This is a genomic window from Pseudomonas sp. H3_E07 (assembly GCF_054668895.1).
On the sequence record NZ_CP162795.1, the window covers coordinates 3,320,642 to 3,334,074 of the forward strand.

Here is a 13,433-nt window from a genome sequence, read left to right on the forward strand (position 1 = left end):
AACGGCATCCGGACGGCGCTTGACATCCCCAGGTGGTAAACGTATGTTTCAAACACCTGTTTGACCGCCACAACACATCCACGCGGTTGTTCATTCCAGATACATCAGCAGAGGTTTATCGCTATGCCTGACTACAAGGCCCCCTTGCGTGATATTCGCTTCGTTCGTGACGAACTGCTTGGCTATGAAGCGCACTATCAGAGCCTGCCGGCTTGCCAGGACGCTACCCCGGACATGGTTGACGCCATCCTTGAAGAAGGCGCCAAGTTCTGTGAGCAAGTGCTGGCACCGCTGAACCGCGTGGGTGACATCGAAGGCTGCACCTGGAGTGAGTCGGGCGTTAAAACCCCAACCGGTTTCAAAGAAGCCTACAAACAATTCGTCGAAGGTGGCTGGCCAAGCCTGGCCCACGACGTGGAGCACGGTGGCCAAGGCCTGCCGGAATCCTTGGGCCTGGCTGTCAGCGAAATGGTCGGCGAAGCCAACTGGTCGTGGGGCATGTACCCAGGCCTGTCCCATGGCGCGATGAACACCATCTCCGAGCACGGCACCCCCGAGCAGCAAGAGGCCTACCTGACCAAGCTGGTGTCGGGCGAGTGGACCGGCACCATGTGCTTGACCGAGCCACACTGCGGCACCGACCTGGGCATGCTGCGCACCAAGGCCGAACCTCAGGCCGACGGTACCTATAAAGTTTCCGGCACCAAGATCTTCATCTCGGCCGGCGAACACGACATGGCCGATAACATCGTCCACATCGTACTGGCTCGCCTGCCGGACGCACCGGCTGGCACCAAAGGTATTTCGCTGTTTATCGTGCCGAAGTTCCTGCCGAACGCCGACGGTTCCATCGGTGCGCGCAACGCGGTGACCTGTGGTTCCCTGGAACACAAGATGGGCATCCACGGTAACGCCACCTGCGTGATGAACTTCGACGCGGCCACCGGTTTCCTGATCGGCCCGGCGAACAAAGGCCTGAACTGCATGTTCACCTTTATGAACACCGCTCGCCTGGGCACCGCGCTGCAAGGCCTGGCCCACGCTGAAATCGGCTTCCAGGGCGGCCTGAAATATGCGCGTGACCGCCTGCAAATGCGTTCCCTGACCGGCCCGAAAGCGCCGGATAAGGCCGCCGACCCGATCATCGTGCACCCTGATGTGCGCCGCATGCTGCTGACCATGAAAGCCTTCGCCGAAGGCAACCGTGCGATGGTGTACTTCACCGCCAAGCAAGTGGACATCGTCAAGTACGGCACCGACGACGAAGCCAAGAAACAGGCCGATGGCCTGCTGGCATTCATGACCCCGATCGCCAAGGCGTTCATGACCGAAGTCGGTTTTGAATCCGCCAACCACGGCGTGCAGATCTACGGCGGTCACGGCTTCATCGCTGAGTGGGGCATGGAGCAGAACGTTCGCGACAGCCGCATTTCGATGCTGTACGAAGGCACCACCGGCATCCAGGCGCTGGACCTGCTGGGTCGTAAGGTGCTGATGACCCAAGGCGAAGCGCTCAAGGGCTTCACCAAGATCGTGCACAAGTTCTGCCAGGCCAACGAAGGCAACGAAGCGGTCAAAGAGTTCGTTGCACCGCTGGCTGCGCTGAACAAAGAGTGGGGCGAGTTGACCATGAAGGTCGGCATGGCCGCGATGAAAGACCGTGAAGAAGTGGGGGCCGCCTCGGTGGACTACCTGATGTATTCCGGTTACGCGTGCCTGGCTTACTTCTGGGCCGACATGGCGCGCCTGGCTGCCGAGAAACTGGCTGCCGGCACCACCGAAGAGGCGTTCTACACCGCCAAGTTGCAGACCGCGCGCTTCTACTTCCAGCGTATCCTGCCGCGTACTCGCACTCACGTGGCCACCATGCTGTCGGGCGCCAACAACCTGATGGACATGAAAGAAGAAGACTTCGGCCTGGCTTACTAAGCCTTACCGGGTTCACTTCAAGAGCCGCTGCTCCCTCCCGGGAGCGGCGGCTTTTTTCGTTTCTGCGTCGGAGCGAGCCCGCTCGCGAAAAAACACAGCGGGCACGCCAGCCCCGACAGAAAGCATTGCAACAAAAAGCTCAGGGAATGGCAGTGGCTGCCGTTACAGTGATGGCAATGTGATATATGCGTGCCAGTTTGTGCTTAACTGTCAGCGCAAAGGCACAGTGCCATCATTTTTCTGCGGGTCGGAGTTTTACCCTTGTCACGCGTGTCCGCTGTGCGTTTCAGTCATTTCCTACCTTCGTTGCTGCTCTTGCTGGCCGGGCTCTCGGCTGCGTACGTCAAGGAGCTCAACGTCTTCTTCACCTCACTGTTCAATGTGTTGCCGACCCTGGTGTTGCTGCTCGGCGGTTCGTATTGCGCGGTGTACCGTCGTCAGCGTGAACTGTTTCTGATGATCACGGTGTACATCGCCTACTTCCTGCTGGATACCCAGACAGACTTCTATCGCGATCACGGTCGCGTGCGTGAAGACGCAGCCGTGGTGTTTCACCTGTGCTGCCTGCTGCTGCCGTTGTTGTTCAGCATCTACGCGCTGTGGCAGGAGAAAACCCACCTGTTCCGTGACTTCGTCGCGCGTGGCGCGGTGTTGCTGGCGATCGGCAGCGTGGCCTTGGCGCTCGAGCAGAGTTATCCCCAGGCGGTGCTGAACTGGTTGGCGGAGATTCGCTGGCCGGCGCTGCATGGCAGTTGGATGAGCCTGATCCAACTGTCGTACCCGATGTTCCTGATCGGCTTCCTGACCCTGGCGGCGCAGTACGGGTACCAGCCGCGCCCGCTGCATGCGGCGCAACTGGTGGGGCTGCTGGGCATGTTCTGGATGTTGCCGCAGACGTTCATCCTGCCGTTCACCCTGAACATCATGTGCAGCCAGGTGATGCTGATGATTGCCGCCGGTGTGGCCCATGAGGCTTATCAAATGGCCTTTCGCGATGAGCTGACCGGCTTGCCGGGGCGCCGCGCACTGAACGAGCGCATGCAGCGGCTGGGACGCAACTACGTGCTGGCGATGAGCGACGTCGACCATTTCAAGCGTTTCAACGACACCCATGGTCATGACGTCGGCGACCAGGTGCTGCGCCTGGTGGCGAGCAAGTTATCCAAGGTCAACGGCGGCGGGCGCGCTTATCGCTATGGGGGTGAAGAGTTCGCCGTGGTGTTCGCCGGCAAGACGGTGGAAGAATGCTTGCCGCACCTGGAGGAAATCCGCGGGATCATCGCCGATTACGATATCAAGCTGCGTAATTCGGACCGCCCTCAGGACGATCATCAAGGCCGTCAGCGCCGTTCCGGCAGTGGCGCATCGAGTGTTTCGGTGACCATCAGCATTGGCGTGGCTGAGCGCCAGGCCGAGCAGCGCACGCCGGAAGAAGTGCTTAAATCCGCGGACCAGGCGCTGTACGCCGCGAAGGGCGCCGGGCGCAACTGCGTGGTGGCCGCCGGGCAAACCCGGCGTGGCGCAGTGCGTATGGAGAGCGCTGCCGGTTGAGTGATGGCGCTGTATTCAGCAGCGCTACAGTGATTGTCCGCGGCAATGCCCGGCAGTAGGTTGAAACCATCTGCTGACGGAGACATTGCCATGCCTGAATACAAAGCGCCCCTACGCGACATGCGTTTTCTGATCGACAACGTGTTTGACTTCCACGGCCATTACGCCGCCTTGGGCGCGACTGACGCCAGCCCGGACATGGTCAGCGCGATTCTTGAAGAAGGCGCAAAATTCTGCGAAAACGTACTCGCACCGCTTAACCGCAGCGGCGACGAAGAAGGCTGCCATTTCGAAAATGGCGTGGTCACTACACCCAAAGGCTTCAAGGAGGCCTTCGCCCAATACGTGGAAGGCGGCTGGCACGGTGTGGCCGCGGACCCGGCCTATGGTGGCCAGGGCCTGCCGCAGTCACTGGGCCTGGTGCTCAGCGAGATGATCGGCTCCAGCAACACATCCTGGGGCATGTACCCAGGGCTGACCCACGGCGCGATGTCGGCGATCCACGCCCACGGCACCGCCGAGCAGAAAGACACGTTTCTCAGCAAACTCACTGCCGGCGAATGGACCGGCACCATGTGCCTCACGGAAGCCCACTGCGGCACCGACCTGGGCCTGATCAAAACCCGCGCCGTGCCCCAGGCGGACGGCAGTTATGCGGTCACCGGCAGCAAAATCTTCATCTCGGCCGGCGAACACGACATGAGCGCCAACATCATCCACTTGGTATTGGCCAAACTGCCGGACGCACCGGCAGGCACCAAGGGTATTTCATTGTTTATCGTGCCCAAGTTCCATGCGGACTCCGGCGAGCGTAACGCGGTGCACTGCGGCTCGATCGAACACAAGATGGGCATCAAGGGCTCCGCCACGTGCGTGCTGAACTTCGATGGTGCCAAGGGTTTCCTGATCGGTGAGGCGAACAAAGGCCTCAACTGCATGTTCACCATGATGAACCATGCGCGGCTGGGCACCGGCATGCAGGGCCTGTGCAACGGCGAGGCAAGTTTTCAGGGCGCGATCAAATACGCCAACGACCGCCTGCAGATGCGCTCACTGACCGGCGCCAAGGCTCCGGATAAAGCCGCCGACCCGATCATCGTGCACCCCGATGTGCGCCGGATGCTGCTGACCATGAAGGCCTTCAACGAAGGCAACCGCGCACTGACCTACTTCACCGCACAGTTGCTCGACACCGCACACCTGAGCAGCGATGCCACCCAGCGCCAGGACGCCGAAGACCTGCTGGCGTTCCTCACCCCGATCTGCAAAGCCTTCATGACCGACACCGGCCTTGAGGTGACCAACCACGGCATGCAGGTTTTCGGCGGTCACGGTTACATCCGCGAATGGGGCATGGAGCAGCTGGCCCGCGACGCACGGATTGCGCCGATTTATGAAGGTACCAACGGCATCCAGGCTCTCGACCTGCTGGGGCGCAAGGTGCTAGGCAGCCAAGGCAAGTTGCTGCGTGGGTTTACCAAGATCGTGCATAAGTTCTGCGCAGCGCATGCCGAGCATCCGCAACTCAAGGCCTATGTGGCGCAGCTCAATCAGTTGAATGGGGAGTGGGGCGAGTTGACCACCAAGGTCGGCATGGCCGCAATGAAGAATCCCGATGAAGTGGGCGCGGCGGCGGTGGATTACTTGATGTACAGCGGCTACGTGGTGCTCGCTTACCTGTGGCTGCGCATGGCGATCGCTGCCGCTGAACAACCGGATACTGATTTTGCCAAAGCCAAGCTCGCGACCTGCGACTTCTACTTCAAACGTCTGCTGCCACGTACCGCCACCCACCGCGCTGCGGTGGAAGCGGGCAGCGAATGCCTGATGAGTCTGCCTGCGGAGGCCTTTGCGTTGTGATGACTTAAAAATACCGATCAGTCACAAGTGGACCCTATGTGTCTGAAAAGTTGTTCGGGTACACTCTGAGCCTGTAAAACCGACTCTCACCGAATCACTTTTCACGTTCTCACGAGGTTTGCCATGGCTGATTACAAAGCGCCGCTGCGTGATATGCGCTTCGTCCTCAACGAAGTCTTTGAGGTCGCCACCACTTGGGCCCAATTGCCGGCATTGGCAGACACCGTTGACGCCGAAACCGTAGAGGCCATCCTCGAAGAAGCCGGCAAGGTCACCGCCAAATCCATCGCCCCGCTCAGCCGCGGTGGCGATGAACAGGGTTGCCGCTGGGACAACACCGCGGTGTTCACGCCGGATGGCTTTCCACAGGCCTACGCGACCTATGCGCAAGGCGGCTGGGTGGGGGTTGGCGGTGATCCGATCTTCGGCGGCATGGGGATGCCCAAGGCGGTGTCCGCCCAGGTTGAAGAGATGATCAACTCATCGAGCCTGGCGTTCGGTTTGTACCCGATGCTGACATCCGGCGCCTGCGTGTCAATCAACACCCACGCCAGCGAAGCACTCAAGGCGACTTATCTGCCGAAGATGTATTCCGGTGAATGGGCCGGCTCCATGTGCCTGACCGAGGCCCATGCCGGTACCGACCTGGGGATTATCCGCACCAAGGCCGAGCCACAGGCGGACGGTTCCTACAAAGTCAGCGGCACCAAGATCTTTATCACCGGTGGCGAACACGACCTCACCGACAACATCATCCACCTGGTGCTGGCCAAACTGCCGGATGCACCGGCCGGTCCCAAGGGGATTTCGCTGTTCCTGGTGCCGAAGTTCATGGTCAATGCCGATGGCAGCCTGGGCGCGCGTAACACGGTGAGCTGTGGGTCCATCGAGCACAAGATGGGGATCCAGGCGTCGGCGACCTGCGTGATGAACTTCGACGACGCCGTGGGTTACCTGGTAGGCGAGCCGAACCGCGGTCTGGCGGCAATGTTCACCATGATGAACTACGAGCGTCTGGGTGTCGGTATCCAGGGACTGGCGTCCGGCGAGCGTTCCTACCAGAACGCGATCGAATATGCCCGCGACCGCCTGCAAAGCCGTGCACCGACGGGCGCTCAGGCGCAAGACAAAATGGCCGACCCGATCATCGTGCACCCGGACGTGCGGCGCATGCTGCTGACCATGAAAGCCGCGAACGAAGGTGGCCGGGCGTTCTCCACCTACGTGGCGACGCAGCTGGACATCGCCAAATTCAGCGACGACGCCGCTGCCCGCGAGCGTGCGGATAACCTGGTGGCATTGCTGACGCCGGTGGCCAAGGCTTTCCTGAGCGACCTGGGGCTGGAAACCACTGTGCTGGGCCAGCAAGTATTTGGCGGCCACGGTTACATTCGCGAGTGGGGCCAGGAGCAACTGGTGCGCGATGTGCGCATCACCCAGATCTACGAAGGCACCAACGGCATCCAGGCCCTGGACCTGATGGGACGCAAGATCGTCGGCAGTGGCGGGGCGTTCTATACCTTGTTCGCTGACGAAATCCGTGGGTTCATTGCCTCGTCGGGGACCGAGCTGGCCGAATTCACCAAACCGCTGAGCGCGGCGGTGGATAACCTGGATGAGTTGACCGCCTGGGTGCTGGACCGCGCCAAGACCAACCCGAACGAAATCGGCGCGGCGTCGGTGGAATACCTGCATGCCTTTGGCTACATGGCTTATGCCTACATGTGGGCACGCATGGCCAAGGCTGCGCTGGGCAAGGAATCGGAAGAAGACTTCTACGCCAGCAAGCTGGGTACTGCACGCTTCTACTTTGCGCGTCTATTGCCGCGTATTCATTCGTTGAGTGCGTCGGTAAAAGCCGGCAGCGAATCGCTGTTCTTGCTGGATGAAGCACTGTTTTAAGGGATTGGAGAGTGTGTAAGCATTCTCTTACATGACGTGCTGCTATTCGTCCTCTATCGCCAGATTGGATCCACGGATAATCTACTTCACATGGACGTCGCGCAGGAAGCGCAAAGCAACAACACGGACACGTAGGATTCTGCCAGGAAGGCGGAGTGAAATGGATGTCAGGGAAACAGTCTGCAAAGCCCCGCTTCGGCGGGGTTTTCTTTTGCCCGTGAAAAAGTCAGGCCGGTGCCTGCGGGGCATTCATCACGTCTTCCAGCAAGGTGCGCAGCAACGCCATCGTCGCCTGCTGACGCTGCACATCGCGGCACACCAAGCCGACTTTCAGCGGCACCCTGGGTTCACTCAGCGGTTTCCATAACAGTGACTGGCTGTTGTGTTCGTCCTGGGAACGCCCCGGCAGCACCGTCGCCAACTTCGTGTGGGGCAAGCTGTCGAGAATCCCCACCATGGTGTTCAGCTCCGCCTGTACTTGCGGGCGTCGTCCGAGGTTGGACAATTGGCCCTGCCAGATCTGCCTGACTTGAAACTCTTCCCCCAACAGCAACATGGGCAACTCGGCCGCCTGCTTCAGCGAGACTTTCTTGAATGCCCGCAAGGGATGGTCCTCGGGGATGACCACCTTTAACTCATCTTCATACAACAACACACCGTGCAGCCCCGGCTGGCGTGGCGGCAGGTAGCTGATGCCAATATCCAGCGAGCCGTTGAGCAGTCGTCGCTCGATCTCAAGCCCCGTCAATTCGTAAATCTGCACCACCAGATGTGGCTGGGCCTTGCGCACACGCTCCAGCATCTGCGGCACCAGGCTGGTGTGCACGGTTTGCAGGACACCGATGGCCAAGGTGCGCATCGCCTGCCCCTTGAAGTTACGCAGTGCTTCAACCGCCTGTTGCATGCCATCGATCAGCGGCAGGGCATGGTTGTACAGCGTGTGCGCCGCCAGTGTCGGCAGCAGGCGCTTGCTGCTGCGCTCGAACAGGCTCACATCCAGGTTCTGTTCCAACTGGCGGATCTGCTGAGACAGCGCCGGTTGGGAGATCGACAGGCGCTCGGCGGCACGGCCTACGTGGCCTTCCTCATACACCGCGACGAAATAACGCAGTTGCTTGAAATCCATAAGGCTTACTTATCGAAAAAGCTGGAAAAACGAAATGGCTGTTGGCCGCTGAGGCGCCTAGTCTAGCGCCTATTCGCAGGGCTTACAGGGCCGAATCGAGCAATGAACAGTGTTTATGTTGATAGGGTTTACATAGGCAAGGCAAAAAACCTCAGGGCCGTTCTGGCGTGCCGCACCGACCAAGGTCCGGTTGCTATTGGGGGTGAGCTATGAATCTGTTCCGTCGCGCTGCGCCGAGCCTGGACGATTTGCTTCTCGAGGCGCCCAGCGAGACGTCTTCCAGCGAGTCCCTGATGCCCTGCGTCGCCCGCCCGCCGCACGTTTTCGTGCGCGGCCAGGGCTCGTGGCTGTGGGACAGCGACGACCGTGCCTACCTGGATTTCAGTCAGGGCAACGCAGCCAACAGCCTCGGCCACAGCCCCCAGGTGTTGATCAAGGCGCTGGCTGACCAGACCCAGGCGCTGATCAACCCCGGCAACGGCCTGCACAACCGCGCTCAACTCAACCTCGCTGAGCGCCTGTGCCATCGCACCGGTAGCGATCAGGCTTACCTGCTCAACAGCGGCGCGGAAGCCGTCGAAGCCGCGATCAAGTTGGCGCGCAAATGGGGCCAGCTGCATCGCGGCGGGGCCTACCGCATTATCAGTGCCAGCGCGGGTAGCCATGGTCGCAGTTTCGCCGCGATGTCGGCATCGGCGGGTGGCCCGGAAAACCGTTTTGAACCGCAGTTGCCCGGCTTCAGCCATGTGCCCTTCAACGACCTGTCAGCGCTGCATGCGGCAGTCGACGCGCAAACCGTCGCCATCCTGCTCGAACCGATCCAGGGCGAAGCGGGCGTCATTCCTGCGACCGAGCATTACCTCAAAGGCGTTGAGCGCTTGTGCCGTGAATTGGGGATCCTGCTGATTCTCGACGAAGTGCAAACCGGCATCGGCCGCTGCGGTACCTTGCTCGCCGAGCAGCAATACGGCGTGCGTGCCGACATCATCACCCTCGGCAAAGGCCTGGGCGGCGGTGTGCCCCTCGCAGCACTACTGGCGCGTGGTAAAGCCTGTTGTTTCGAGGTGGGCGAGTTGGAAGGTACTCACCACGGTAATGCGCTGATGGCGTCGGCCGGCCTGGCGGTACTCGAGGCGGTGCTGGAGCACGGCTTTATGGACCACGTGCGTGAGTCCGGCTTGTACCTGGGCGAGGGGCTGGCCCGTCTGGCCTACCGCTACGACCACGGTCAATTGCGTGGTCACGGCCTGATGTGGGGCCTGACGTTGTCGGATGATTCTGCGGATGCTGTTGTAAAAGCTGCCCTGCACGAAGGCCTGATCATCAACGCCCCGCAACCAAACTGCTTGCGCTTCACCCCGGCCCTGACCGTGAGCAAAAGCAACATCGACGAAATGCTCCTGCGCCTGGCCCGTGCCTTCTCCCGCGTGCGCACCGCACAACTGCAATGCCGCAAGGGCGTCGCCGTTTAACCTCTTCCTGAACCGTCTCGCGGTCTACGCGGCGCCTCCGGCCTGATTCTTTTGGTTGGGGGCGTTTTTTTGCCTGGATGGCCCAACGCCAGATCCCACTGAACCCTCACGAATGGCCAAGGTCGATTAGCTACACGGCTCACACGAGCCGATTTTTGGAGCTTACCCATGGACATCATTCGTATCATCATCGCCATTCTGCTGCCGCCACTGGGTGTGTTCCTGCAAGTGGGTTTCGCCGGTGCGTTCTGGCTTAACATCCTGCTGACCCTGTGCGGTTACTTCCCCGGCATCATCCACGCGGTGTACATCATCGCCAAGCGCTGAGGCCGTCAGCCTTTTGCGATGAGCCGTGAGTTGCGCTCGTTGCGAAAGGCCAATTGCTCGATGGTCTGGGTCGCGTGTTCGGCTTCTTCCCGCGCTTGCAGGATGATGCCGTGCTGCTCGGACTTGCTGCACACCGGGTCGGCATTGCTCGCGTCTCCCGTGAGCATGAAGGCCTGGCACCGGCAGCCGCCGAAGTCCTTTTCCTTCTCGTCGCAGGAACGGCATGGCTCGGGCATCCAGTCGTAACCGCGAAAGCGGTTGAAGCCGAATGAGTCGTACCAGATGTGCTGCATGCTGTGGTCGCGCACGTTGGGAAATTGCACCGGCATCTGTCGGGCGCCGTGACAGGGCAGGGCGGTGCCGTCTGGCGTTACTGTTAGAAAGATACTGCCCCAGCCGTTCATGCAGGCTTTAGGGCGCTCCTCGTAGTAATCCGGCGTTACGAAGATCAGCTTGCACGGGTGCCCTTCGGCCTCAAGCTTGGCGCGGTATTCGTTGGTGATGCGTTCGGCGCGCACCAGCTGTTCCCGGGTCGGCAACAACCCCACCCGATTGAGCTGCGCCCAACCGTAGAACTGGCAGGTGGCGAGTTCGACGAAGTCCGCCTCCAACGCAATACACAGCTCGATGATGCGATCGATCTTGTCGATATTGTGCCGATGGGTCACGAAGTTCAGCACCATCGGGTAACCGTGGGCCTTCACCGCGCGGGCCATTTCCAGCTTTTGCGCGAAGGCTTTTTTCGAGCCGGCCAGCAGGTTGTTCACCTGTTCGTCGCTGGCCTGGAAGCTGATCTGGATATGGTCCAGGCCGGCTTTCTTGAAATCGCTGATCTTCTGTTCGGTCAGGCCGATGCCGGAGGTGATCAGGTTGGTATAGAACCCCAGCCTGCGCGCCTCGGCGATCAGGTCGGCGAGGTCTTGACGGACCAACGGCTCGCCGCCGGAAAACCCCAGCTGTGCCGCGCCCATCTCGCGGGCTTCGCGAAACACCTTGAACCACTGCTCGGTGCTCAGCTCTTTGCCCTGCTCGGCAAAATCCAGCGGGTTGGAGCAGTACGGGCACTGCAGCGGGCAGCGATAGGTCAGCTCGGCCAGCAACCATAGCGGCAAGCCAATCGGCGGTTTTTCAGGCAAGGGTGATCCAGTGCTCTGCACGGGCGACCTCCATGAATTGCTCGATGTCTTCGCCGAGCTCAGGCACGCCGGGGAACTGTTTATCCAGCTCGGCGATGATCGTCGCCACGTCGCGCTCACCGTCGATCAATCCGCCGATCAGCGCAGCGCTGTCATTGAGCTTGATCATGCCTTCGGGGTAGAGCAACACATGGCCCTTTTGCGCGGGCTCGTACTGGTAGCGATAGCCTTGGCGCCAGGTGGGTTTCTTGCTGCGATCAAAGCTCATAGGGTGATCCCTTTATGCCACACACGCTGCTCGGTCACGCTGTGATACGGCGGGCGGTTGAGTTCGTAGGCCATGCTCATGGCATCCAGCATGCTCCACAGGATATCCAGTTTGAACTGGAGAATTTCCAGCATGCGCTCCTGGCCTTCACGGGTGGTGTAGTGCTGCAGGGTGATCGCCAAACCATGTTCCACATCGCGCCGGGCCTGGCCGAGACGGGTGCGGAAGTATTCATACCCGGCCGGGTCGATCCACGGGTAATGCTGCGGCCAGCTGTCGAGGCGCGATTGGTGGATCTGTGGCGCGAACAGCTCGGTCAGCGAGCTGCTGGCGGCTTCCTGCCAACTGGCGCGGCGGGCGAAGTTGACGTAGGCATCCACCGCAAACCGCACGCCTGGCAACACCAGTTCCTGAGAGCGCAGTTGGTCGGGGTCCAGTCCAACGGCCTGGCCGAGGCGCAGCCAGGCTTCGATGCCGCCGTCCTCACCGGGGGCGCCATCGTGGTCGAGCAAGCGCTGGATCCACTCGCGGCGGATCTCACGGTCTGGGCAATTTGCCAGGATCGCGGCGTCTTTCAGGGGGATGTTCACCTGATAGTAGAAGCGGTTGGCGACCCAGCCCTGGATCTGCTCGCGGGTCGCGCGGCCTTCGTACATCGCCACGTGGTACGGGTGGTGGATATGGTAGAAGGCGCCTTTGGCACGCAGGGCGGCTTCGAATTCAGCGGTGGTCAATGGCGTGTCGGTCATTTCGATCGCTCCTACAGTTCAATGCTCATGCCGTCGTAAGCCACTTCGACATTGCGCCGCACCAGCTCCGCTCGCTCGGGGGAGTCTTCATCAAGGATCGGGTTGGTGTTGTTGATGTGAATAAGCACTTTGCGCTGTTTTGGCAATTGCTCCAGCACTTCCAGCATGCCGCCGGGGCCGTTCTGCGCCAGGTGGCCCATCTCGCGGCCGGTGCGGGTGCCGACGCCACGGCGCTGCATTTCGTCGTCATCCCACATTGTGCCGTCCACCAGCAGGCAGTCGCTGCCGGCCATGATCTCCAGCAACGGCGCGTCGACCTTGCCCAGCCCTGGCGCGTAGAACAGTTTGCCGCCGGTGCGCAGGTCTTCGACGATCAGGCCGATGTTGTCGCCGGGGTGCGGGTCGAAGCGGTGCGGCGAGTAGGGCGGCGCGGCACTGCGCAGTGGCAGCGGGGTGAAGCGCAGGTTCGGGCAGGCCGGGATGGTGAAGCTGGCGTCCAGCTCGATGCGGTTCCAGGCCAGGCCGCCGTTCCAGTGGGTGAGCATAGTGAACAGCGGGAAGCCGGTGCTCAGGTCTTCATGGACCATGTCGGTGCACCACACCTGGTGCGGGCAACCTTCACGCAGGCTCAGCAGGCCGGTGGTGTGGTCGATCTGGCTGTCCATCAGGATGATCGCGCTGATGCCGGTGTCGCGCAGGGCGCGGCCAGGTTGCATCGGTGCAAAGCCCTGGAGTTGCGCACGGATATCCGGCGAGGCATTGCACAGCACCCAGTTCACACCATCGTCGGAGATCGCGATGGACGACTGGGTACGCGCCTGGGCCCGCAGGCTGCCATCACGAAAACCCGCGCAGTTCACGCAGTTGCAGTTCCACTGCGGGAAACCACCGCCGGCGGCGGAACCTAGAATCTGGACAAACATGGCAGCTCCATCAAGCTCAAAACAAAAACGCCCCGGGCGAACCGAGGCGTTGTATTACCCAGCGGATTAACGGCTGGCGAAGTACATGGTGACTTCGAAACCGATGCGCAGATCAGTGTAAGCAGGTTTGGACCAGGTCATATTCTTACTCCTACGAAGGGATGGGACGTTTACTACCAAGTAATACATA

General features: G+C 60.9%; 12 protein-coding genes. 6 read left to right on the forward strand and 6 right to left on the reverse strand.

Going from position 1 to position 13,433, the window contains the following annotated elements; all coding sequences use genetic code 11:
* The first annotated feature begins 123 nt into the window (after positions 1-123).
* From AB4O08_RS15110 to AB4O08_RS15125, 4 genes are all read left to right on the forward strand, one after another.
* Positions 124-1,929: a phenylacyl-CoA dehydrogenase gene (locus AB4O08_RS15110; RefSeq protein WP_010207016.1), complete on the forward strand. Its 1,806-nt coding sequence runs from the start codon at positions 124-126 to the stop codon at positions 1,927-1,929.
* A gap of 261 nt (positions 1,930-2,190) precedes the next feature.
* Positions 2,191-3,480: a GGDEF domain-containing protein gene (locus AB4O08_RS15115; RefSeq protein WP_460114201.1), complete on the forward strand. Its 1,290-nt coding sequence runs from the start codon at positions 2,191-2,193 to the stop codon at positions 3,478-3,480.
* A 90-nt stretch (positions 3,481-3,570) separates the two neighbouring features.
* Positions 3,571-5,340: an acyl-CoA dehydrogenase C-terminal domain-containing protein gene (locus tag AB4O08_RS15120; protein ID WP_010207014.1), complete on the forward strand. Its 1,770-nt coding sequence runs from the start codon at positions 3,571-3,573 to the stop codon at positions 5,338-5,340.
* Between the two features lie 123 nt (positions 5,341-5,463).
* Positions 5,464-7,242, forward strand: a complete 1,779-nt coding sequence (locus tag AB4O08_RS15125) for an acyl-CoA dehydrogenase C-terminal domain-containing protein (RefSeq protein ID WP_042571466.1) — start codon at positions 5,464-5,466, stop codon at positions 7,240-7,242.
* 226 nt (positions 7,243-7,468) lie between these two features.
* Here AB4O08_RS15125 and AB4O08_RS15130 read toward each other — a convergent pair whose 3' ends face one another.
* Positions 7,469-8,368, reverse strand: a complete 900-nt coding sequence (locus tag AB4O08_RS15130; protein ID WP_010207012.1) for a LysR family transcriptional regulator — start codon at positions 8,366-8,368, stop codon at positions 7,469-7,471.
* Between the two features lie 209 nt (positions 8,369-8,577).
* Between AB4O08_RS15130 and AB4O08_RS15135 the strand changes: the two genes are divergently transcribed.
* Together AB4O08_RS15135 and AB4O08_RS15140 are read left to right on the forward strand one after the other, a co-directional pair.
* A complete protein-coding gene (locus AB4O08_RS15135) occupies positions 8,578-9,840 on the forward strand; it encodes an aspartate aminotransferase family protein (RefSeq protein ID WP_038453977.1) in 1,263 nt (420 codons plus the stop codon).
* Positions 9,841-10,008: 168 nt separating this feature from the next.
* Positions 10,009-10,167 (forward strand): YqaE/Pmp3 family membrane protein, encoded by a 159-nt coding sequence (locus tag AB4O08_RS15140; protein WP_010207008.1) that lies wholly within the window; start codon positions 10,009-10,011, stop codon positions 10,165-10,167.
* 5 nt (positions 10,168-10,172) lie between these two features.
* On the opposite strand, the gene pqqE is transcribed toward AB4O08_RS15140, so the two are convergent.
* The 5 genes from pqqE to pqqA all read right to left on the reverse strand — a co-directional run bounded on the left by pqqE (position 10,173) and on the right by pqqA (position 13,384).
* Positions 10,173-11,303, reverse strand: coding sequence for a pyrroloquinoline quinone biosynthesis protein PqqE (gene pqqE, locus AB4O08_RS15145; RefSeq protein WP_460114867.1), 1,131 nt, complete (start codon positions 11,301-11,303; stop codon positions 10,173-10,175).
* Positions 11,296-11,571: a pyrroloquinoline quinone biosynthesis peptide chaperone PqqD gene (pqqD, locus tag AB4O08_RS15150; protein ID WP_042571467.1), complete on the reverse strand. Its 276-nt coding sequence runs from the start codon at positions 11,569-11,571 to the stop codon at positions 11,296-11,298. Before pqqD ends, pqqE begins: the two co-directional genes overlap by 8 nt.
* Positions 11,568-12,320, reverse strand: coding sequence for a pyrroloquinoline-quinone synthase PqqC (pqqC, locus tag AB4O08_RS15155; RefSeq protein WP_010207005.1), 753 nt, complete (start codon positions 12,318-12,320; stop codon positions 11,568-11,570). Before pqqC ends, pqqD begins: the two co-directional genes overlap by 4 nt.
* Positions 12,321-12,331: 11 nt before the next feature.
* Positions 12,332-13,243: a pyrroloquinoline quinone biosynthesis protein PqqB gene (gene pqqB, locus AB4O08_RS15160; protein ID WP_010207003.1), complete on the reverse strand. Its 912-nt coding sequence runs from the start codon at positions 13,241-13,243 to the stop codon at positions 12,332-12,334.
* Positions 13,244-13,309: 66 nt separating this feature from the next.
* Positions 13,310-13,384, reverse strand: coding sequence for a pyrroloquinoline quinone precursor peptide PqqA (gene pqqA / locus AB4O08_RS15165; RefSeq protein WP_003194766.1), 75 nt, complete (start codon positions 13,382-13,384; stop codon positions 13,310-13,312).
* Between the last annotated feature and the right edge of the window lie 49 nt (positions 13,385-13,433).